This window comes from Runella aurantiaca, from assembly GCF_003339505.1.
GTDB lineage: Bacteria > Bacteroidota > Bacteroidia > Cytophagales > Spirosomataceae > Runella > Runella aurantiaca.
The window spans coordinates 37,130-58,990 of sequence record NZ_QPIW01000024.1; the positions used below are offsets into that span (position 1 = coordinate 37,130).

The window sequence follows — 21,861 nt, forward strand, 5'->3', positions numbered from 1 at the left end:
CACTTTATATGAAAGCATCACAAAATTCGCTTTTTAGACCTTGGCTACTGCGCTATCTATCAATAAGCTTGTTCATGATTAGTCCGAATATTTTATTGGCTCAAACAGCTGTACCTAATCCCCAACCTAAGCCATTGGATTTGAAGAGTTTTTCCCAAAAAGTAGTGTCAATATACAAAGAAATGACATTTTCGGGGGTTGAATTATCACTTTCAAAAGTGATTTTAAGAGATGTGCCAGTGGGTATTGCCTTTGCCCACTTTGATCGGCGGCGAAACAAAAGATATATTCTGCTCAACTACCGTTATTTTTTGAATGAATGGAAAAAAGACAGCACCAAGACCCAATATCAACTCGAAGGTATCTTAGCACACGAGTGGGCGCATCATTTTTTGGGACATGTTTTTGAAAGAGGAGACATTGTCAAAGAACGAGATGCTGATTTGATTGCAGGTCGAATTTTATATGAATTAGGCACAAGTAGTCAAAATGAATCTATTCAAGAACAAAGATTGACAGGCGCACTTTCTATACTTCCCGACCACCCAGTGGATAAAAAACACTTGTCTAAAGAAGCTCGTATTTTTTTGGTGCAAAAAGGATTCTTAACAGGGGAAGTAATTTTCGATTATCAAAAAAACAAGAATCTGGATGCAATACGAGAATCATTACAAACAAAGTTTAGGAATATAGAGAAAAATAAAAACGAGGAGATTACAAATCTTGCTAGCAAGTATAAAGATGACAATCTAAAAATAGAAAAACAGTTAGATTCATTACAAAAACTTGACACAGTAAATGTGCTAAATGTAGCAAGTATTAGACAAGTATTGAGTAAAAAGCGTGATAGCCTACAAATAGCAAAGACAAATTTATTAACCTCTTATGAGACTGAATCAACTACAATTACTCAAAAATATGAAACGAGTAAGAACGTAGAATTAAAAAATGAAACCATCTACAACTTACTCTATCTGGACAATCCAAATGCTATAATGAATGACGATTTACTCAGACCGTATGGAAAAGACAAGAGTGATGCAGGTGTGTATTCTTATACATTGAAGGGGGGGATAAAGATAACATTTGATGAAAATAAATTTGATAAAAATGAAAAAAGTGTAGCATATAAAGATTCCATAGTGGCTATATCGGCTACACCAGCCTCTTGGCCTTTTTTATATCAATTTATGGTAGATAGAAGCACGTACTACATTGATCAGTACTGCAACTTATGGACAGAAACAATCGCTGCCAAAGCCATTCAAAACAAGCTTTTTCTACAAAAACGAAAAATTATAAACCCATGAAAAACCTGTATGTTATCATTGCTTTACTGGGCATATTGAACCAAGGCATTGCCCAAAATGCCTATTACGACGCCCTGTTTTGCGCAAATTTGAATGATGAGGATCTGAACTCACAAAATGATGATGGTCTAACCCCTGGAGAAAAAAAAGTTCTTGAGGAATGTCAACTTTTTAAAAATGACCCATTCAATAAGCCCAAACCCGATTTTGCACGAGTGCGGGCTATTCTTCAAAAACAAAGAGCCATAGGATTGGCCGTCAGAGATTATGAAAATCAATTCGCAGGGGCTTCTATCCTGAGTTTGGCGGCACCATTACTCAACTTCTCGCGCTTATCAACCGCCCAAGTAGATACCTTGTTGTATGGACTCACCATCTATTTTGCTGATGAGTTTCGGAGAGGGTATATGCAAACGTACCTGAATACTTTTGAAAAATCGATTGGGAAAACCGCCGAACTCGAAATCTTGTTCCCCGCTACTTATGAGAAACTGCGTACTTTTGACCCTATACGCTACAAAGAAATAGGCAATGAACTTAAATTGGTATTTAACGAAGATTTATCATCTTCGTTAGAACACCTCATCAGCCATGTCGAGAGTCCAGAATCATTCCAGCTAAAAACCAATCAAGTATTTGCATTATTAAATCCTGCGTTTTGTAATACATTAAAAAACAAAAGGGAATATCAACACTTCAAGCTCTCTGCCGAGATTGCCCAAAAACTCATCGATGGTGTACACCCCGCAGACATAATCGGTTATCTGGATGCAAAATACTATGATGATGGCGGTACTACCTTAACAGAGTTGGGCAAATCGTTTCATTTACTCAATATTCTCCAACGTAACCTGCGCGACACGACCGCTAAAGTAAATGGACAATTTCCGAACGTATGGATTAATTTTGAAAAACTATCACAGCTTAATACGTCTAAAAAGCAACAATATTTTTTGGCGCTTTTGATGAACGAGGATTCTTCTTTTTTTAATAATACACTTAACCCAATTCGTATATCTTCAAGTAGCACTTTTAATGATTTAAAATCCAAATGTAAACTTACAGATTTACTCTCTACTCTTGTGAAAATAGATGAATTCATTAAACTCAAGAACAAAACCCTTTTTGAAGAGCAAAACTTCTTGCCTTTGATGAAACTCACAGGTGACTTGGTAAAATTGGCGCTTACTCAAGAAAATCAAGGGCGTGCAGAACATTACATTAGCCTATCAAATGAGGTTTTCTTAACTTACAACGCTATCCGAACCAAAAATTATGGTAATCTACCTGCTCAAATTGGTAACATAATAAAATTGTTGACAAAAAATAATAGTGGTTCGGATGTCGTAGGGATACCAGTAATAAATTTAGTCAAAGGAGTAATAGCTAAACTTGATGCTACAACAGACCCTCTCAATAATGCCAATGCTTACCGAAAGATTATAGATAGCCCGTTTGGACCATTGTTGGGTAGTTATGATTCTAATGAAAAAGAACTTTATCATCTTTTTAATAACCGTAACAAATCCATTCCAGCTTTCACAAAATACAATCAGTATATTGATGAACGCCTAAATAAGAGTCTATATACTTCCAACAACGACGCATTTATTAACACATTGACCGCCGAAATAGATGCTTTTGCTAAAAAGGATTTTACAAGCAAATGGCAACAAGAAATTACAAAACTGGTAAACGATGCACTTGTAGCAAGAAGAGGAGAAACTTTAAATGAGGCATTAATAACATCGCTTACAACCACCATAAAAACAGGCTTAGAATCAAAAAATATTTATATCAAAATCGACTCTACGCTAGTCAATATAGCCCAAAACAGCAAAGCCATTCCACTTATTCAACAAATAGACAAGTGGTCAGGATTTATGTCGGCTGCGGTAAATGCCAAAACCAGCGAAGATGTAAAGGCTGTTGTAAAACGCTACGTTAATCCGCCTTCTTCGTATATAGACAAACGCAATCATCCTTTTACGCTTACTATAGGGGGAATGCCGGGGCTATATGTAGGTCGAGAAAAGCTAGTAGATACTGCCGGAAAAAGTGAGTGCAAAAGTACTTTTGGCCTTACCCTTCCAATAGGTATAGATATTAGTTTTAAATTTTTAAAAGCTTCTTCGCTAAGTTTATTTGCCAGTATCATTGATTTAGGCGCATTGCTTAGTTATCGCCTCAATACCAACGCCAATACGCTCCCCGATGAGTTCAATTTTAAGCAGTTTCTTTCTCCGGGTTTATCATTAGGTTGGGGCTTCCCTAATACACCGATTACCTTGAGCGCAGGCTATCAATATGCTCCGCAACTTAGAAAGTTGGATAAGGATGCTACATCCGAAGTTCTAAGTAATGCACATCGTTGGCAACTGCGAGTTGCTTACGATATACCGCTTTTCAGCATTGTTAAATCTAAAAGAAAATAGGTTTATGAAAACACTCATTTTTTCTGCTTTTTTAATGATACTGGCATTAAGTAGCTTTACTCAAACCAAAGTTCGGATAGACCAAAAGATGGGCTTTGATACCCCTGAACTTCAAAAAAAGTTAAATGAAGCCGTTGGCTTATTTGAAAAAACTATCAATACAAACGAATTCGCAAATTTAGTTTTAACCAAAAAGCTACTCCGAAGAAATGGCCTCAGTTCCAATGGAGTATTAGACAAAATCTTGAACGGAGAAGAATTAGGCACGATTCCAGACCAGATTATTAACCTCAGCTTGAAAGTTGATACAACTTTTCGAAATGAAATAGGCCATACAACTGGTAAAATAATTGCCACACAAAAAAACTATATTTTGGAACATTCTGCCCAATGTTATGCCGCTCATTTGATACATGAATATTGCCACGTACTGGGATTTAGTCATCCTAAAAGGCGCACTTGGCGCCGCGCAAAAACTGTCCCTTACCAAATTGGCTACATTGTAAGAGATATCTTAGGAGAAAAGTGCCCATAACGACCAAATCAGCGGTTTTATGATGAAAAGTTTAGTTTAAAATTAGGTGGATTAACCCGAAAAAGCACCTTAATACAGAGAGTAGGGACAACTAAATTACTTACAGAAATGGCAACGGGTGACGAAATGATTGAATTAGCCGCAAAACATCTTGGCGAAAAGTATATTTTAGGAGCTGTTGCCCCTAAAGACAATGCCAATTATACAGGTCCATGGGATTGTGCCGAATTTGTTTCATGGTGTGTTTACCAAGTTTCAGGTATCAAAGTCGGTATGCGCAACAATGATGCTTATACAGGATATTGGAAGGAAGATATAGCAACTAAATGTAGAACAATATCCATTGAGCAAGCAAAAAAAGTAAAAGGTGCTGTACTACTTAGATTTCCTAACAGTGCCATAGGGCACATTGTATTTTCAGACGGCAATGGGAAGACCATTGAGGCAATGGATAAAAACCATGGGGTAACCAGAGGTAAAATAAATCTACGTCATTGGGATGTTGCTCTACTAGTAAATGGTATTCTGTATGATGAAACGCAGGGGACAGAACCTTACACAATTCCTGCGGTTAATTTTAAAGTTACTGTTCCAATAATGACAGACCCTATTGTTTTATTAGCCAAACAAGCTTTAAAAAACTTTGGTATTGACCCTGGTGATATGAATGATAAGTACGATAAGAACATGGAAATTGCAATTTATAATTATCAACTTACAAAAGGACTTATCACAGATGGAATCATGGGTAAACAAACATTAAAATCTTTAAAGCTAATTTAGCTCCGCCCGTTACCGTGTAGACTTTCCACCCATTCCCCTTATCTTTGCGCCTTATTATTACTATAAGGAATGATTTCAGTAGATAACGTAACAGTGGAGTTCGGTGGACGAGCTTTGTTTAGTGATGTAACCTTCAACATCAACGAAAAAGATAGAATCGCCCTGATGGGTAAAAATGGAGCTGGGAAATCGACCCTGCTCAAAATCATCGCGGGAGCCGACAAGCCCACGCGCGGCAAAATCTCCGCTCCCAACGATGCCGTGATTGCCTACTTGCCGCAGCATTTGCTGACTCAGGATGATTCAACTGTTTTTGAAGAAACCGCCAAGGCATTTGCCGAAGTGTTGGGAATGAAAACCGAATTGGATGAGCTGAATCATCAGTTAGAAACGCGTACCGACTATGAATCGGATGCGTACATGACCATCATTGAGCGGGTGTCGGAGTTGAGCGAGAAGTACTATTCGACCGAAGAAGTCAATTACGATGCTGAAATCGAAAAGACGCTTTTAGGGCTGGGCTTTCTGCGTTCGGATTTTGACCGTAAAACCAATGAGTTCAGTGGTGGCTGGCGTATGCGGATCGAGCTGGCCAAGATTCTGTTGCAGACGCCCGATTTGATTTTGTTGGATGAGCCCACCAACCACCTTGATATTGAGTCGATTCAGTGGTTGGAAGAGTTTTTGGTTAATACCGCCAAGGCTGTCATTGTTATTTCGCACGACCGGGCATTTGTGGACAATATCACCAATCGTACCATCGAAATCACGATGGGGCGCATCTATGATTATAAGGTAAACTACTCGCAGTACCTCCAACTCCGCAAAGAGCGCCACGAACAGCAACAAAAGCAGTTTAACGACCAGCAGAAAATGATTGCCGAAACTACCGAGTTTATTGAGCGTTTCAAAGGAACGTACTCAAAAACCTTACAGGTGCAGTCGCGGGTGAAAATGCTGGAGAAACTTGACATTGTGGAAGTGGATGAAGTGGATACGTCGGCGCTGAACCTTAAATTTCCGCCCGCGCCACGCTCGGGCAATTATCCTGTGATTGTGGAGCAACTTAGCAAAAGCTACGGCGACTATTTGGTCTTCAAAGACGCAAGTATGACCATTGAGCGCGGCCAGAAAGTGGCTTTTGTGGGCAAAAACGGTGAAGGTAAATCTACGCTCGTTAAGGCCATCATGGGCGAGATTGAGTACGAAGGTGAAATGAAACTCGGACACAATTCCATGATTGGTTATTTTGCGCAGAATCAGGCCGCTTTGTTGGATGGAGATTTGACGGTGTTTCAGACGATTGATAACATTGCCGTGGGTGATATTCGCACCAAAATCAAAGACCTTTTGGGGGCGTTTATGTTTAGCGGCGAGAGTATTAATAAGAAAGTGAATGTGCTGTCGGGTGGAGAGCGTACTCGTTTGGCCATGATTAAACTATTGCTCGAACCCGTCAATCTCTTGATATTAGATGAGCCTACCAACCACCTCGACCTCAAAACGAAAGATATTCTGAAAGATGCCCTGAAGGCTTTTGAAGGAACCATCATTCTGATTTCGCACGATCGTGATTTCTTGGACGGATTGGCGGAGAAGGTGTTTGAGTTTGGAAACAAACGTGTGAAAGAACACTTGGAAGACATCAACGGTTTTTTGCGTAACAAGAAAATGGAAAACCTGCGGGAGATAGAGCGCAAAGACAAATAGTATGTAGATAGTAATTTTTCTGACTACTTAGCCCCGTATTTCTTTTTCTGAGAAATACGGGGTTTTTCTTTGGTCAATGTTGTGTTTTTCGAAACAGAGAAGCCGCTAATACTGTCTACAATCACAATGAACTTCATGAGTGGTCTACATGATAATAAACAACAGAATAAAAGTGCTTTTATCTAAAAAGTAGGTTGTTTTTAGGATTTATAAGAGGATGAAATTCATTTTAAAAGAGGGATAAATCCTATTTTAGCGCAATTTTGATGGGTTTTTGCTATTTCTAACATTTGTCATTTCTTTATAAATATTCTTTTATGAGTATTGTTTTTAATCTTACTTTCTCCATATTTTACATCTTTGTTGCAAAAGTTGGTAAAATTGGATCTATCTTGTTTTTGTACAATTATTTACCTTGTTAGTGTAATTTGTGGCCGTTTTCTTCCATAAAAGATGGTCAATGTTAAAAAATATAAAATTTTATTTGGTGATTTAATAAAAACACATTAATTTTGAATCCGTAAAAAGTACAACAACACCAAGTGAATTATTCAACCACCTAAAATCATACATGTCAATGGCAAAGGCTAAATTAGAGTACATCTGGTTGGACGGCTACAAGCCCACCCAAAGTTTGCGTAGTAAAACCAAAATTGAGTCTGATTTCACCGGTAAATTAGAGGAATGCGGTATGTGGTCGTTTGACGGTTCTTCTACAGAGCAGGCATCAGGCGGTTCGTCTGACTGTTTGTTGAAGCCTGTGTTTATTTGCCCAGATCCTGAGCGTTCTAAATTAGGAACACCCGCTTACCTAGTAATGTGCGAAGTGCTTAACGCTGACGGTACTCCTCACGAGTCTAACGGCCGCGCCACGATTGAAGATGATGACAATGATTTTTGGTTTGGTTTTGAGCAGGAATATTTCCTTTGGAACCTTGAAACTGACAAGCCCCTTGGATTCCCAGCCAATGGCTATCCAGCGCCTCAAGGACCTTACTACTGCTCAGTAGGCGCAAAAAATGCTTTTGGACGCGATATTATCGAAGAACACCTTGAATATACATTGCAAGCTGGCTTGAACGTTGAAGGTATCAACGCCGAAGTAGCCGCTGGTCAGTGGGAATACCAAATTTTTGCAAAAGGTGCTAAAGAAGCTGGTGACCAAATCTGGGTTGCTCGCTACTTGTTGGAGCGCATCGGTGAGAAATATGGAGTAGGCATTAACTTGCACTGCAAGCCACTCGGAGCTACCGATTGGAACGGTTCGGGAATGCACGCCAACTTCTCAAATACAGCTTTGCGTACTGCTGGTAACAAAGAAACGTACGACAAGATTTGTGAAGCATTTGCTCCAGTAGTTGCTGAACACATTGCCGTGTATGGTGCTGATAACCACTTGCGTTTGACTGGTAAGCACGAAACACAATCAATTGACCAATTCTCTTACGGTATCTCTGACCGTGGAGCCTCTATTCGTATCCCTATCGCCGCAGTTCAAAAAGGCTGGAAGGGATGGTTAGAAGATCGTCGTCCAAACTCGGCTGCCGATCCTTATAAAGTAGCGGCTCGCATTATCAAGACCGTTAAAGGCGTGAAAATCTGATTTTTGGAATACATAGCACTAAAAAACCCCGTCTTTGGCGGGGTTTTTTGTTGAAAAGTACTTGGCTTTAATGGTATGTTTTTTTGGCTTTTATCGATTCTTTTATCGTTTTGGTATAAAATTGGATACGTACAATTACTTATTTTATATATTAAATTTTGATTAAAAATTTTCTTGTGGCTCAATCGGTAAATTTTATTTTCTTTAAAACCGCTGAAAATAGGGGGAAAAACTTGTTTTTTTTTCTTTTCTTTAAGGAAAATTTTAATTTTTTGCGTTTCTAACAGCGTTTATCTTACCCTATATGCCCCAACTGATTGAATTAAGTACCTTTGGTGACCCCAATGGAAAGCTTACCGTTTTTGAAAAAATTCTTCCTGGTGACATTAAAAGAGCCTTTTATATCTACGGAGTTCCTCCAGAGGAACAGAGGGCCAAACACGGACATAAAAAAACATGGAATGCCCTTATTCCAGTAGCAGGCAGTTGCCGAATTGTTGTTACATCAAAGGACGGTGAGCAGACTTTTTATTTAAATCATCCCGCCCAATGTTTAATTATTGAGCCGGGAGATTGGCATATAATGGATGAGTTTTCGTCTGATGCCATCCTGCTGGTTTTGTCTAACGAATACTACGATAAAGAAGACTACGTATACCAAAAACCATGATACCTCACCTAGACCTAAAGCAAATCAATCGGCCGTATCAGGCTGAAATTGCCGAAGCTATGCAAAGAGTGGCGGAGTCGGGATGGTATGTGTTGGGTAGAGAGGTCGCTTCTTTTGAGCAAAGTTGGGCTGCTTATTGCGGTGTTTCGCATTGTATTGGGGTTGCTAATGGCCTCAATGCCTTGGAATTGATATTTAAAGCCTTCGATTTTCCCGAAGGAAGTGAGGTGATTGTACCAGCCAATACCTACATTGCTTCTATACTTTCAGTAACGAGTTTGGGCTTGAAACCAGTTTGGGTAGAGCCTGACCCCAAAACGTATAATATTGATCCGAAAAAAATTGAGCGAAAAATTACCCCGAAAACCAAGGCTATTCTAGCCGTGCATCTGTACGGAAAATGCTGTACGATGAAACCCATTTGGGAGCTTGCTCAAACCTATGACTTAAAAATTATTGAGGATGCGGCCCAAGCGCATGGAGCGACTTATGCAGGACTGAAAGCGGGTAATTTGTCGGATGCTGCGGCATTTAGTTTTTATCCAACCAAAAATTTGGGCGCTTTGGGAGATGCTGGCGCCGTAACCACAAATAATGCCGAATTGGCGCGTAAAATCTCAAGTCTGCGCAATTATGGCTCTACCATCAAGTATTACAACGACCACGTAGGCACCAACAGTCGGTTGGATGAATTGCAAGCGGCGATTTTGAACGTAAAGTTGGGGTATTTGGATGCCGAAAATATTCGCCGTCGAGAATTGGCCCGTTATTTCCTTTCGGAAATCAAAAATCCTGATTTAATACTGCCAAACGTGAAAACGCTTTACGAAGACGCTTGGCACCTTTTTGTGGTGAGGCATCCTAAAAGAGAAGAATTTATCGACTATTTAATGGACAATGGCATTCAGGCCACGGTTCATTATCCCGTTCCGCCTCATAAGCAAAGAGCCTACGCTGAATATAATCACTTAAGTTTGCCCATTACGGAGCAAATTCACAACGAAGTGGTGAGTCTGCCGCTTCATCCTGCGCTGACCAACGAAGAGGCTGCGTATATTGTTCAAACCATCAATCAATCAGTCCTTCAATCTCATGCTGCTGTCGGTTATTATTCCGGTGTATAATAGTGCCCGGACCATCGGCAGGCTTGTTGAACATGTACTGGAAACGTTGGATAAAAGTACCCTCGAAATCATTTTGGTCAATGATTGTAGCCGCGACGACTCCGAAAGGGTCTGTACAGAGTTGGCGCGCCGTTTTGAGCAGGTTAAGTTCATCTCGCTTCGTCGAAACTTTGGGGAGTTCAATGCGGTTATGTGTGGGCTAAACCATGCTTCGGGAGATTACTGCGTAATGATTGATGATGATTTTCAGAATCCTCCTTCCGAAATTCTGAAGTTAATGACCACGGCCCAAGACCATCAATACGATGTGGTTTTTTCGTTTTACGGTCAAAAACAACATTCATTGTTTCGAAATTTTGGCAGTATGCTGGTCAATCGCCTTACCACTTGGCTTTTGGAAAAACCCAAGGACCTGTATTTGTCGAGCTTCAAACTTATCTCGAAGCCAGTCGTGCAAGAAATCATCAAGTACAAAGGACCTTATCCTTATATTGACGGATTGATTTTCCGCGTAACGCGCAACGTGGGGCGGGTGCAGGTATCTCATAACAAACGCGAAGATGGGCAGTCGGGCTATACGCTGCGAAAACTGACGTCTTTGTTTCTGACGATTTTTTTTGGTTATTCCCTCAAACCCTTGCGGTTACTCACAGCGGCGGGTTTATTGTTTATGGGACTGTCATGTGTTTCGGCTTTTGTTGATTTAATACTTTATGCGTTTCGTGCGCAGCTTTTTATCCTTAATTCTGCCCTTATTTTACTGATTTTTTTCAGTGGAATGATTTTGACGGCTTTGGGGGTGGTGGGAGAGTACATTGGCCGGATTTACATGGATCAAAGCGGACTCCCGCAGTATATCGAGAAAAGTGTTTCTAAATAATGAATGCCAAAAACATATTTTCCGAACTAGTGATATTTTTGTGAACCCATGATAGGTAAATACGACGAATATAAACGCATGTATGATGCGGAACGCCATTTGTGGTGGTACCGGGTTTTGCACCAGAAGGTGACAAGGAGTATTAAAAAACACTTCCCAAACCGCCCTGATATTTCAATTCTTGATGCTGGATGTGGCACTGGAGGAATGCTGATGCACTTGCTTGAAGAGGGGTTTTCTACTATTGAAGGGTTTGATTTTTCGGAAGATGGTGTTGCTTTTTCACAAATGAGAGGTTTGGCCGTGACCCATCATGACCTCACAAAAATTGCCGAATACAAGCCTGGGCAGCAATTTGATGTTATCATTTGCAACGATGTGTTCACGTATTTCAGCGATGCCGTAATTCAGAAAATCATAATGGGTATTGGTACTAAGCTTAAACCGGGAGGAGTTTTTATTACGAACAATAACTCACACGAGGCTTTTTCGGGTATACATGATATTGTGGTAGGCGGCCAAAAACGTTTTATTAAGGAGGATTTAGAGCGATTGGTAGATAGGGCAGGCTTATCTATTTCTTATGCGACCTACTGGAGTTTTTTCCTTTCCCCCCTGATTATGGCGGTTCGGGCGTGGCAACGTTTTCAGTTGCGTCGGGGATGGATAGATTTGTCAAAACAAGCTTCTGATGTAGCAGTACCTCCTTTTTTTATTAATATTCCCCTTTATTGGCTTGTCAAGCTGGAAGAGGCGGTTTTACCCCGGGCACCGTTCGGAAGCTCCCTTTTTACAGTAATGAATCCTGCCAGGCAGGTAAAGGAGTAAGATAAATGCATAAAAATAAAACAGTTAATTGGCTTTTAGTAGGGCTGATAGTGGGTGTGTTTCTGCTTAGGTGGAGCAACATGACCCCTCGCGAGCCTAATATTGATACAAGTACGTGGTTGGCAGGCGTTATTTCGATTGATAAATCCTCCGACCCGATTTGGACTTGGCTCAATTACACCGACGGCCGTCCTCTAACGGTTGTTCCGTTGCTCATCGCCAATGCGTTGGGGTTTGACGCCACTTACCCCGTGGCTGAAGGCGTCGGGATTGTTTGTTGGTTGTTTACCCTCGTTATTTTATACAACACACTTCGTTGGCTCTCCCTATCAGCTTTACGGGCGTTGATCGTAGTGTTACCGTTGCTGACGTGGTTGGGCACTACTGCTTATCACGATCATCTTGCCTATAATTCAGAAGCTGTGAGTGTATTGATGCTCACCGCTGGCATCGGTGCGTACGTTTATGCGTTTCATCGGCGAGATTTACCAGCGGACAATCGTCAGCTTTCAGTTGTGTTTTGGCTGAGTTTGGGAATTGGGTTGGGCTTGCTGGTCTATGCTAAGTTTCAAAATGTGCCAATGGGCTTAGTTATTGCCGCTTTTCTTGCTTACGAACTCATTATCCAAAAAGGCTGGAAAAGCCTGTGTTGGTTGGTGGTAGGAGGGTTTATGCCCACGGTAGTCGTCAACGTTTATTTTGCCCTGCGCGGAGAGTTTGACACGTTCTGGAACAACTACTTTTGGTATTATTTTTATTATGGCTATTCGGAGGAGTTTTCTAAACTGCCAGTATGGAAACGTTTCAGCCCTTGGCGGGTGGGGAGTTTGATGTGGCAAAGTTACGCCATTCGTTTTGTGTTTGGCGGGTGGTGTTTGGCGGTGCTTGTAGGTTTTCTTGGCACCGTTAAAAAACTAAGTTTAGACCGTTCTAACCGACTGTTGTTGTTTGCTGCCACTTTTTTGTGCGTCACTTTTTACGCTATCTTACAATCTGGAAATCCCTACACGCATTACACGCTCTTTCTGCCGATGCCGCTTACCTTTCTCATCGGAGTCCTCTTGAGTCGCCCTTCTGCAACTCAGTGGGGCTCTCTCAAAAACGTAGTGTATGGTATTGTACTGGTGAGTGCCATAGGGCAGGGGATTTTTAACCTCACCCAACGCCAACCGCTAGAGCCACTAGGATACGATGGAATTGACCAACAGGTAGTAAAAATTATCAAAGAAAATACGCATCCTACTGACCATTTGGTTATTTGGGGCTACGCAGATCGGTTTTATGTTTATACGGGATTGCCCATGGGCTACCGTTGGCCGCACACCATCGGAATTTATTGGCCCAGCGCCCAGCATGACATTCGTGTGAAAGACTTTTTAGCGGATATGAACCAAAATCAACCCGTCATTTTTGTGGATTTGAACGGGAGTCTGATAAATACGGAAGGAAAAACTGAGCACCAACATGAGTATTTCCCGCCGATTGCTAATTTTGTAAAACAACATTATCAACTGATAGCCCAAGTAAATGATGGTTCGCCAAAGGGCGCGCGGATTTATAAACGAAAGTAAAAATGAACGAAAAAAGCACCGAATTTTTGTATACCTATCTCAACAATGCTTCGCCCACCGGATTTGAATCGTCGGGACAGCAGATTTGGTTGGATTATTTAAAACCCTACATTGATGATTATTTTGTGGATACCTACGGAACCGCCGTGGGCGTCATCAATGAAGGAAAGCCCTACAAGGTCGTGATTGAAGCCCACTCCGATGAGATTTCGTGGTTTGTCAATTACATTTCCGACGACGGTTATATTTATGTAATCCGCAACGGGGGCTCTGATGCCGTCATTGCGCCTTCCATGCGTGTTAATTTACACACCAAAAAAGGCGTTGTCAAGGGTGTTTTTGGCTGGCCTGCCATCCACGTACGCGAACTCGCCAAAGATACTGCTCCTAAAGTGGCTGACCTGACGATTGACGTAGGCGCAACCACGAAGCAGGAAGTGCTTGACATGGGTATTCACGTCGGAACGGTAGCTACTTTCTCGGATGGCCTGTTTGAATTGAACAACCGTTATTTTGTTGGACGGGCGTTGGACAACCGCATTGGTGGATTTATGATTGCGGAAGTAGCTCGCCTGTTGGACGAAAACGCCATCAATCTGCCTTTTACGCTTTACATTGTCAACTCAGTACAGGAAGAAATCGGTCTGCGCGGCGCGGAGATGATTGTGCGTCGCCTGAAACCTGACTTGGCGATTTGTACCGACGTAACGCACGATACCCAATCGCCGATGTACAAGAAAAAAGAACAAGGGGATTTGAAATGCGGAAGCGGCCCAGTATTGTGCTACGGTCCAGCGGTGCAAAACAACGTATTGGATATGCTGATTCAGATAGCCGAAGAGAAAAAGATTCCGTTTCAGCGCCAAGCCGTTAGCCGTTCTACTGGAACAGATACCGATGCTTTTGCGTATGCAACGGAAGGGGTGGCTTCGGCTTTAATTTCACTTCCGCTCAAATACATGCACACCACTGTTGAAACGGTTCATAAGGAGGACGTGCAGAATGTCATTAACCTCATGTACGAAGTGTTGGTGCAATTGAAAGGAGATGAGGATTTTAGATACTTGAAGTAATGATAGTTTGAAAAAACAATGGTTTTTATTCTGCAAAGTGCCCGTTTAAGGCACTTTGTTTTTTTATCAGCCTATAAAGTTTGGTCCAAAAGTAACCTCTTTGCATTCTCTTAATTACATCCCTGAATTTGAGCTTTAAATACGCTACTGGCTTCGGCCTGAAACCCTGGGTTTAATTCAATTGCGGCCCCTGCCTGATAAACAACATTCGCTCCGCTTTGAATGAGGTTGGCGGCTTGGATGGTTTGCCCTGCCTGAATCGTCATGGGTTCACCGTTCGCTAGGGTTTGGGTCAACGTCCGTGCAGGTGGGCAAGGATCAGTGACGGTAAATGTTCGCTCGGCAAACGCGCCGTTGGTGGTATAATTCCCTGCCTGAACGGCGCGTACCCGTACCGTTCCTTCTTGCCCGGTAAGCGTGATGAGGTTTCCATTGGAAAGGGTGGCGGGCCCGCTGAGGACAAAATACTTGATGGCAAGCCCCGAAGAAGCAGTGGCATTGAGCGCAAAAGCAGGTGAGGTGATTAGCTTGGGCGGGACAGAATCCAGCGTAACGGTTTGTTGCGTAATGGGCCGCGTTACGTTGAAAGTCCGCTCCACAATCGGGGCTTGATTATAGTTAGTGAGAGTGCTTCCGTGTTGAGTCGCCCGAATTTTCACTGGCCCAGGTTTTCCCGTTAAAGTAACGGTTGAGCCGCCCACGGTTGCGGGGCCCGAAACCAAGTAGTAGGAAATAGGCAACGTGGAACTTGCGGTAGCATTTAGGGCAAAGGCCGAAGCCGTCGTTAACTTGTCGGGGATAGCGGGGAAGGTAATGGATTGCTGTAAACCGACACAATTGAGGTTAATGTCTTTGGTATAAGTTGTTGATAATCCCTGCTGGTCGGTGACGATGAGATAAATCCGAATCCAGTAGGTAGCCACCCCCTTTTCGCACTCCAAGGAAGGGAGGGAGATGTTTTGATTGTTGTTGGTGTATGTTATGTAAAGGTGCTCGTGGTCATTATGAGCGAGCATGATTTTCCAGACGTAGGTAAGTTGGGCGCTATCGGTATGGTCGTCGGAGGCAAAGGCGCTGAGGGTGATAGGGTATGCGGCATTGGCCGCAATAGAATTCAGCGAGTGAATACTGCTGCTGTCGATGACGGGAGGGGTGTTGTTGAGGCTTACGTAGAGAGAATCGTAGCCTTTTTCGCCGTTGGGGTCGGTCACGGTGAGTTTTACCTTGTACGATGTTTGCCCTGCATTCGTAAAAACGTGGTGAGGGGCAAGAGTAGTTTCTACGGGGCTACCATCGCCAAAATTCCATTGGTAAGTAATCGTTTGGTTGTCGGGGTCGTAGGAGTCTAGGGCCGAAAACGCCGTGATTAAGGGGCTGATGCCCGCCGTGGTATCAGCTTTTATTTTGGCAATGGGCGGTTGATTGCCGGGAGAATAGCGCATTCGACGAATTTGCAGATTTCCAAATGAAACGTAGTAAATGGTGCCCTCTATGGGGTGAATTGCCATAGACACCATGCCCCCGCCAATGTTATAATTGAAGCGATTGACGTATTGGACATTGTAGTTAGCATCTAATTTTACGTTATAAACAATCCCGCTGGCATCACCCACAAAATAAGTGTTTTTGTACGCTGGAGGATAGGTATCTTTATCATAATACACACCAGCTACGGCTGAGTTTCCCTGCATTGGGTTGATGCCCGGTACCTGAGGGCTACCTATGTTAAAAATGGTGTCATTTTTGATAGCGCGGCCTGTCCCTGTGCGATAATCAACGATGGGTTTTTGTGGGTTTGCAGGAGCATATTGGGTAAGTGGTCGATTGTGGCTGACATCCATCCCCTCTTTGAATGGCCACCCAAAATTTTGCCCACTTTCCACTACCAAATTATACTCTTCTTTATCTCCTTGTCCTACATCACCCACCAAAAAATCCCCAGGGTCGTCGGTGTGATTGCCAGTGAGGGGAATGTGCATGATTCGGAAAGGGTTTCGAAATCCGCTCGCCCAAACTCTGGACTGGGCGGTGCGTGGGCTAGTGGGGTTGTAGTACGGGTTGGAGGGTAGGCCGTCTCCCGTATTGGGGTCGATGCGTAGAAGCTTACCGCAATGAGAGCTAAGGAGTTGAGAACGATTGGCTCCGATGTTTTCGGCGTTGGTCATTACACCTCTATTCAAGCATTCTTGATAGGCGGTTTCGGGGTGGGAACCATTATCATCGTTGGAGTAATAAGCGCCGTCGCCGGTCGAAACAATGAGAGAATTGTCGGTTCCAAATACCAACGTACCACCCATGTGCGATAGCTTTGTGATGGGTATGCCCGTGGAGTTGCTTTCGCCAATGAGGATTTTATTTGACGAACTTCCGTAATCGGTCGTTGGCAAAAGGGTTGGGTGATTTGGGTTGTTGGCTTTGAAGCGTTTGACCCTTCCAATGGCGGCATCTTCGCTGCTGCCCCCTACAATGTGACTTGAATAATACACATAAAAAAAGCCATTGGTGAAAAAATCAGGGTCTAGCACAAAACCCAACATTCCTCCGTCAAAATTACCTTTGACATCTCCTCGAATGTCGAGCATCAGCGACCATGAATAATTGTCTTTATTTGTGTTGGGCAGTACATACGGCAATACAAATACCCGTCCGTCTTTGGTCCACGCGAAAGTTCGTCCGTTTGCATCGAAGGTGACTCCGACTATGGAGGCACTTGTTCCGTTGACTCCTTCATTTGGTAGCCAAATCCCCCTAAACGATTCATCAACAAAGCCAGATTGAACTTGTGCAGTGCTGTTTAATGCCGTGATAAGTAGCGTAACAATGAAAAATGCCGTTTTTTTTAATATAGAATTCAGTCTCATTTTTGGAAATTCAGTTCAATAATTACCCCATTTTGAATTTTTGTATCTTTTAGGGATAAATTAATTTAATAACGGCAAAATTAGTTTAATGTTCTAATTGATATATACCGTACGATAAATGGATCTAAATGGAGTGTTTGTCTTTTTTGGATATTTTACTGTTCCTGTAAAAGATAAAAATGTCCCAGTTTAGTTATATACTGGTAAAATAGACCATAAGTTTATTCGCTTCGGCAATAAAGTAAGCTGACTTTTGTGGAGGATGTTTCGTTTTTAAAAGGACTTACACAGAACAAAAAAGTCTGGCTACGATGCAGTCAGGCATTTGTTACAATTTGATTACTTTTGTTAAGTGCATAGTTGGTGATAAAAACCATTTCAGTTAATGCACGTAAACCCTTTCATTTCCAAACTAACCCTTTTGTTTACATGCTCTTCCCCAAACACTATTTGGTGAGTGCAGTACTGACCTTTTCAGGTTTGTCTGCGGCGTATGCCCAACCATCCCCCACTAATTCGTTGTACAAACAAACGAGCGAAGTCCACCATTTGATGACCAATTATGCCGCCGACCGAGGAAGCCTGACGCGGTTTTACGTTGTCGAAAACTCTCCCGAACGTCGTCAGAGACTGGAAAAACTGACCAACGATTATCTGGGGCAGCTCCAAAAAATGGATTTTGACAAATTGCCCGTTGACAGCCAAGTGGACTATGTGTTGTTTCAACGAAACTTGCAGGTTGACATTCGGGAATTGGGTAAAGAAGCCGTCGAGGTAAGTCAGACGCAGGCGTGGTTTCCGTTTGCGGATAAAATATATGCGTTGGAAAAATCACGCCGACGAGGCGCGGCCGTCAACGGTGAGCAGATGGCCACTGAGTTTAATGCCCTTGGTTTGGAAATAGCCGAAGCGCGCAAGGCGGTGGCAAAAATGGAAAAAATCGACCCTGCGCTGGCCGAGCGGGCCGCTGGCACCGCTACGGGACTGAAATCAGCCCTGAAAAGTGTCTTTGAATTTTACAACGCCTACGACCCTAACTTTACGTGGTGGATGCCCGAGCCGTACAAAAAAGTGGATACGCTGCTGACTTCGTATGCTAATCTGTTTACCAAAAAAGCCAAATCTGTAGCTCCTTTCAAAGACGACGGCAGCGGCATCAACGGGGTAGCGGTAGGGCGCGATGAACTGATTCGTCAATTAGAATTTGAGTTTATTTCCTATACGCCCGAGGAACTCATCGACATCGCCAACAAAGAATTTGCGTGGTGCGACCGCGAATTGCTGAAAGCCTCCCGTGAGATGGGCTTTGGCGATGATTGGAAAAAAGCACAGGAAAAAGTCAAAAACTCGATGGTGCCAGTGGGAAAACAGCCCGAAATGATTTTGCGGCTCTACAACGAATCGGTGTCGTTTTTGAAACAAAAAGACCTGATTACCATTCCGCCAATTGCCGAAGAAACTTGGCGTATGGCCATGATGTCGGCCGAGCGGCAGAAGTTCAGTCCGTTCTTTTTGGGTGGAGAAACAATCCTGATTTCGTACCCCACGGCGGCCATGTCGCATGAAGACAAGCTGATGAGTATGCGCGGCAATAACCCGCATTTCTCACGTGCTACGGTTCACCATGAGCTTATCGCGGGGCACCATTTACAGGGTTTTATGAACAACCGCTACAAAACCTACCGTCGCTTCCGCACGCCGTTTTGGACCGAAGGCTGGGCGTTGTACTGGGAAATGATTTTGTGGGATATGAACTTTCCTCAGTCGCCAGAAGACAAAGTCGGAATGCTATTCTGGCGGATGCACCGCTGCGCCCGGATTATTTTTTCGCTCAATTACCACCTCGGCAAATGGACACCGCAGCAGTGTATTGACTTCCTCGTGGACCGCGTAGGCCACGAGCGCGCCAATGCCGAGGGCGAAGTGCGGCGGTCGTTCGTAGGCGGCTATGAGCCGTTGTATCAACTGGCTTATATGACGGGCGCGTTTCAGTTTTATGCGTTGAAGAAAGAATTGGTCGATACCAAAAAAATGACCTACAAGGAGTTTCACGACGCCGTGATGCAGCAAAATTCGCTGCCCGTAGATATGGTCAGGGCTGTAATGACCAACAAAAAATTGAGCCGGGATTATAAGTCGACTTGGAAGTTCTACACGCCGCCGGTAGTGAAGTAGAGGCAGGAGTAAGAACTGAAAAATGGCGAACCGATAAATGTAAAACTGCAAAAGGATTGGACCCTTTTGCAGTTTTACATTTATTATTTCTTGGTTTTTTCGGTTAAATACTTTCGCAGCTTGAGTCTATTTTTTGCCTAATTTGTTACTATCTAGGTTTGGTTTCAACGAAGCTTTTATTTCAGTAACGCTATTTTTGAGCATCGCTATGTCATCTTTATAGGCGCTATTTTCATGTTTAAGTTTTTCGATTTGCACCTGTTGCTCTTTCACCGCATTGATAAGGGGCATAACGAAGTCTGCATAGGCAAGATTTAACGTTTTTTGGGCATCATCATCCTCTATCAATCCACTAAATGGAAGATTCAATGCCTTCATAACTGCCTGAACATCTTGGGCAATCAGGCCATCACGTCGGCGTTTATTGGTGTCTGCGGCGTAATTGTATGAAGAGGTTTTGAGTTTTAAGATAAAATCCAGTCCTAAGCGCTGGGTGTAAGTAATATTTTCTTTTAGCCTTCTATCAGAATAGTTACTCCAATTGCCATAGCCTCCTACGGTTGTAACCGAAGAATTGCCAATGACTGCTTTGTTGCTAGCATTGACTATGGCATTATAGCCAATGGCGATTGAATTGAATAAATTATTGGCTGAAGTATTGGCGCCCGTCCCTAATAAAGTATTGCGATAGCCTGCTGTAATTACATCTCCCGCATTAGTTCCAATAGCTACATTTGAATAACCGGTGATACTGTTTAATAGTGCAACAGCACCCACAGCTACATTTGCAGTACCAGAAGTATTCTTAGTTAGTGCAACAGCACCCACAGCTACATTTTCAGTACCGGATGTATTACCGGATAGCGCAACTGCACCCACAGCAGTATTCCCTGTACCTACATTATTGACAGATGAAATACTTCCACGAAGTGCACTATAACCAATTGCAGTATTTCCCGGAAAATCCGTACCCATATACGTCGTACTTGTAGATGCGGCATATTTCATAGCACCATAACCAATAGCTGTAATACCTGAATTCACTACATTTGATAAGAGTGCGTCTTTTCCAACCGCTATATTGAAATCACCGGAAGTATTATCAGATAATGCACTAACTCCCACAGCTACATTTGAACTGCCAGAAGTGTTAGTAAATAATGTGTTTGCTCCAAGAACAGTATTGCTGATTCCTGTATTATTAGATGGTGTATCGCTTCCTCGTAGTGCGTTTATTCCAACTGCAGTATTGTTTGTAATAATACCGGAAGTTCGATTATCCGAGTTATTCATTGCTTTATGTCCAATAGCAGTACTTCCGCTATTCGCTACATTATGTGCTAAGGAAAAATGGCCAACGGATGTATTATAATTTCCACTCGTATTTCTAATTAAAGTCAGAGAACCTAACGCCGTATTTTCAGTGCCGGAGGTATTGTCTGCGAGGACTCTGCCACCTATGGCAGTGTTACTTATACCGGTATTATTGGAAGGAACGAAGCTACCCCTCAAAGCTTCAACTCCTACTGCTGTATTATAAGTGACGTATTGTGTAACAGTTTGGTCATCGGCAAATTGCATAGCCGAAGTCCCGATTGATACGTTACCGGAATTGACCTTATTAGTAACAAGTGCATCAACACCAATTGCAACATTAGAGCCACCCGTTGTATTGTCACTCAAAGCATTTATTCCAATTGCAACATTTTGAGCTCCTGATAAATTTAACCTTAAACTATTATTGCCAATAGAAATATTATTTACGTCTTGAGCGGTGGAAGTTGGCAACTTTCCTCTTATACCTTTGGGTGTTATTGTCAAGCTACCATCTGTGCCGCTGATGATATTGATTTGAGCCGTGAGCTCAAGGGATATCAATGCCAATAAAATTGTGGTAAAAAACTTCATGGTTGTCATGTTTAAGAATGGTTGAATGATAGGGGAGTTGTCTTTATTGATTGATAAAATCGGTCGAAAACCAGGCGTTTTCGTCGGGATACCTTCACTACCGCACCGTCTTTCATCTGTATCTCGGCTCTTCGGCTGTATTTTACAATAAATGATGTATTGATAAGTGAGCTTTTATGGACCCTGATGAAGGTGTCGGGCAATTGTGACTCGTACCAACGAAGGGTTCTAGAGGTAAGGATTTTACGGCCGCCAGTCAATAAAAATCGGGTATAATTTCCCACCGCTTCAAGGCGTATAATGTCGGCAGGGGTAATCTGTTTATTTCCTAAAAACAGCAAAAATACGGACTTCGGCCCTGTAAAGGCAGAGATTGCAGGGTGTGTGTTCATGGT

Annotated in this window: 16 protein-coding genes; 13 read left to right on the forward strand and 3 right to left on the reverse strand. The window is 42.6% G+C overall.

Translation table 11 applies throughout. The features are described from left to right. Window positions 1–8: 8 nt before the first annotated feature. From DVG78_RS22405 to DVG78_RS22460, 12 genes are all read left to right on the forward strand, one after another. Entirely contained in the window at window positions 9–1,310 is a 1,302-nt protein-coding gene (locus DVG78_RS22405) for a M48 family metalloprotease (protein ID WP_147277147.1), read from the forward strand. Further along, entirely contained in the window at window positions 1,307–3,745 is a 2,439-nt protein-coding gene (locus DVG78_RS22410) for a hypothetical protein (RefSeq protein WP_114463269.1), read from the forward strand. Before DVG78_RS22405 ends, DVG78_RS22410 begins: the two co-directional genes overlap by 4 nt. 4 nt (window positions 3,746–3,749) lie before the next feature. Beyond that, complete coding sequence (locus DVG78_RS22415) at window positions 3,750–4,280, forward strand: hypothetical protein (RefSeq protein WP_114463270.1); 531 nt, start codon at window positions 3,750–3,752, stop codon at window positions 4,278–4,280. A gap of 108 nt (window positions 4,281–4,388) precedes the next feature. Continuing rightward, window positions 4,389–5,063 carry a peptidoglycan-binding domain-containing protein gene (locus DVG78_RS22420; RefSeq protein WP_114463271.1) on the forward strand — a complete coding sequence of 225 codons (675 nt, stop codon included), beginning with the start codon at window positions 4,389–4,391 and terminating at the stop codon, window positions 5,061–5,063. Between the two features lie 69 nt (window positions 5,064–5,132). Continuing rightward, window positions 5,133–6,773, forward strand: a complete 1,641-nt coding sequence (locus DVG78_RS22425) for an ABC-F family ATP-binding cassette domain-containing protein (RefSeq protein WP_114463272.1) — start codon at window positions 5,133–5,135, stop codon at window positions 6,771–6,773. A 577-nt stretch (window positions 6,774–7,350) separates the two neighbouring features. After that, entirely contained in the window at window positions 7,351–8,376 is a 1,026-nt protein-coding gene (locus tag DVG78_RS22430; protein ID WP_114463273.1) for a glutamine synthetase beta-grasp domain-containing protein, read from the forward strand. A 304-nt stretch (window positions 8,377–8,680) separates the two neighbouring features. Further along, a complete protein-coding gene (locus tag DVG78_RS22435; RefSeq protein WP_114463274.1) occupies window positions 8,681–9,046 on the forward strand; it encodes a sugar 3,4-ketoisomerase in 366 nt (121 codons plus the stop codon). After that, window positions 9,043–10,170: a DegT/DnrJ/EryC1/StrS family aminotransferase gene (locus DVG78_RS22440; RefSeq protein ID WP_114463275.1), complete on the forward strand. Its 1,128-nt coding sequence runs from the start codon at window positions 9,043–9,045 to the stop codon at window positions 10,168–10,170. The genes DVG78_RS22435 and DVG78_RS22440 overlap by 4 nt, the downstream gene beginning before the upstream one ends. Beyond that, complete coding sequence (locus DVG78_RS22445) at window positions 10,139–11,050, forward strand: glycosyltransferase family 2 protein (RefSeq protein WP_114463276.1); 912 nt, start codon at window positions 10,139–10,141, stop codon at window positions 11,048–11,050. The genes DVG78_RS22440 and DVG78_RS22445 overlap by 32 nt, the downstream gene beginning before the upstream one ends. Before the next feature lie 48 nt (window positions 11,051–11,098). Beyond that, entirely contained in the window at window positions 11,099–11,878 is a 780-nt protein-coding gene (locus DVG78_RS22450) for a class I SAM-dependent DNA methyltransferase (RefSeq protein ID WP_114463277.1), read from the forward strand. A 5-nt stretch (window positions 11,879–11,883) separates the two neighbouring features. After that, window positions 11,884–13,449: a hypothetical protein gene (locus tag DVG78_RS22455; RefSeq protein ID WP_147277148.1), complete on the forward strand. Its 1,566-nt coding sequence runs from the start codon at window positions 11,884–11,886 to the stop codon at window positions 13,447–13,449. A 2-nt stretch (window positions 13,450–13,451) separates the two neighbouring features. Further along, entirely contained in the window at window positions 13,452–14,522 is a 1,071-nt protein-coding gene (locus DVG78_RS22460) for a M42 family metallopeptidase (RefSeq protein ID WP_114463279.1), read from the forward strand. 110 nt (window positions 14,523–14,632) lie between these two features. On the opposite strand, the gene DVG78_RS22465 is transcribed toward DVG78_RS22460, so the two are convergent. Continuing rightward, on the reverse strand, window positions 14,633–17,383 hold the full coding sequence (locus DVG78_RS22465; RefSeq protein ID WP_114463280.1) for a PQQ-dependent sugar dehydrogenase: 2,751 nt from the start codon (window positions 17,381–17,383) through the stop codon (window positions 14,633–14,635). Window positions 17,384–17,812: 429 nt separating this feature from the next. On the opposite strand from DVG78_RS22465, the gene DVG78_RS22470 reads away from it, so the two are divergent. Further along, window positions 17,813–19,558 carry a DUF885 family protein gene (locus DVG78_RS22470; RefSeq protein ID WP_114463281.1) on the forward strand — a complete coding sequence of 582 codons (1,746 nt, stop codon included), beginning with the start codon at window positions 17,813–17,815 and terminating at the stop codon, window positions 19,556–19,558. 126 nt (window positions 19,559–19,684) lie between these two features. On the opposite strand, the gene DVG78_RS22475 is transcribed toward DVG78_RS22470, so the two are convergent. Then, on the reverse strand, window positions 19,685–21,466 hold the full coding sequence (locus DVG78_RS22475) for a tail fiber domain-containing protein (RefSeq protein WP_158550078.1): 1,782 nt from the start codon (window positions 21,464–21,466) through the stop codon (window positions 19,685–19,687). Between the two features lie 11 nt (window positions 21,467–21,477). Then, complete coding sequence (locus tag DVG78_RS22480) at window positions 21,478–21,858, reverse strand: LytR/AlgR family response regulator transcription factor (protein WP_114463283.1); 381 nt, start codon at window positions 21,856–21,858, stop codon at window positions 21,478–21,480. Window positions 21,859–21,861: the final 3 nt, after the last annotated feature.

Bases quoted from the DNA above. Each gene is read 5' to 3' on its own strand.
- DVG78_RS22405 (WP_147277147.1), top strand. From the start codon at position 9: ATGAAAGCATCACAAAATTCGCTTTTTAGACCTTGGCTACTGCGCTAT.
- DVG78_RS22410 (WP_114463269.1), top strand. From the start codon at position 1,307: ATGAAAAACCTGTATGTTATCATTGCTTTACTGGGCATATTGAACCAA.
- DVG78_RS22415 (WP_114463270.1), top strand. From the start codon at position 3,750: ATGAAAACACTCATTTTTTCTGCTTTTTTAATGATACTGGCATTAAGT.
- DVG78_RS22420 (WP_114463271.1), top strand. From the start codon at position 4,389: ATGGCAACGGGTGACGAAATGATTGAATTAGCCGCAAAACATCTTGGC.
- DVG78_RS22425 (WP_114463272.1), top strand. From the start codon at position 5,133: ATGATTTCAGTAGATAACGTAACAGTGGAGTTCGGTGGACGAGCTTTG.
- DVG78_RS22430 (WP_114463273.1), top strand. From the start codon at position 7,351: ATGGCAAAGGCTAAATTAGAGTACATCTGGTTGGACGGCTACAAGCCC.
- DVG78_RS22435 (WP_114463274.1), top strand. From the start codon at position 8,681: ATGCCCCAACTGATTGAATTAAGTACCTTTGGTGACCCCAATGGAAAG.
- DVG78_RS22440 (WP_114463275.1), top strand. From the start codon at position 9,043: ATGATACCTCACCTAGACCTAAAGCAAATCAATCGGCCGTATCAGGCT.
- DVG78_RS22445 (WP_114463276.1), top strand. From the start codon at position 10,139: ATGCTGCTGTCGGTTATTATTCCGGTGTATAATAGTGCCCGGACCATC.
- DVG78_RS22450 (WP_114463277.1), top strand. From the start codon at position 11,099: ATGATAGGTAAATACGACGAATATAAACGCATGTATGATGCGGAACGC.
- DVG78_RS22455 (WP_147277148.1), top strand. From the start codon at position 11,884: ATGCATAAAAATAAAACAGTTAATTGGCTTTTAGTAGGGCTGATAGTG.
- DVG78_RS22460 (WP_114463279.1), top strand. From the start codon at position 13,452: ATGAACGAAAAAAGCACCGAATTTTTGTATACCTATCTCAACAATGCT.
- DVG78_RS22465 (WP_114463280.1), bottom strand. From the start codon at position 17,383: ATGAGACTGAATTCTATATTAAAAAAAACGGCATTTTTCATTGTTACG.
- DVG78_RS22470 (WP_114463281.1), top strand. From the start codon at position 17,813: ATGCTCTTCCCCAAACACTATTTGGTGAGTGCAGTACTGACCTTTTCA.
- DVG78_RS22475 (WP_158550078.1), bottom strand. From the start codon at position 21,466: ATGAAGTTTTTTACCACAATTTTATTGGCATTGATATCCCTTGAGCTC.
- DVG78_RS22480 (WP_114463283.1), bottom strand. From the start codon at position 21,858: ATGAACACACACCCTGCAATCTCTGCCTTTACAGGGCCGAAGTCCGTA.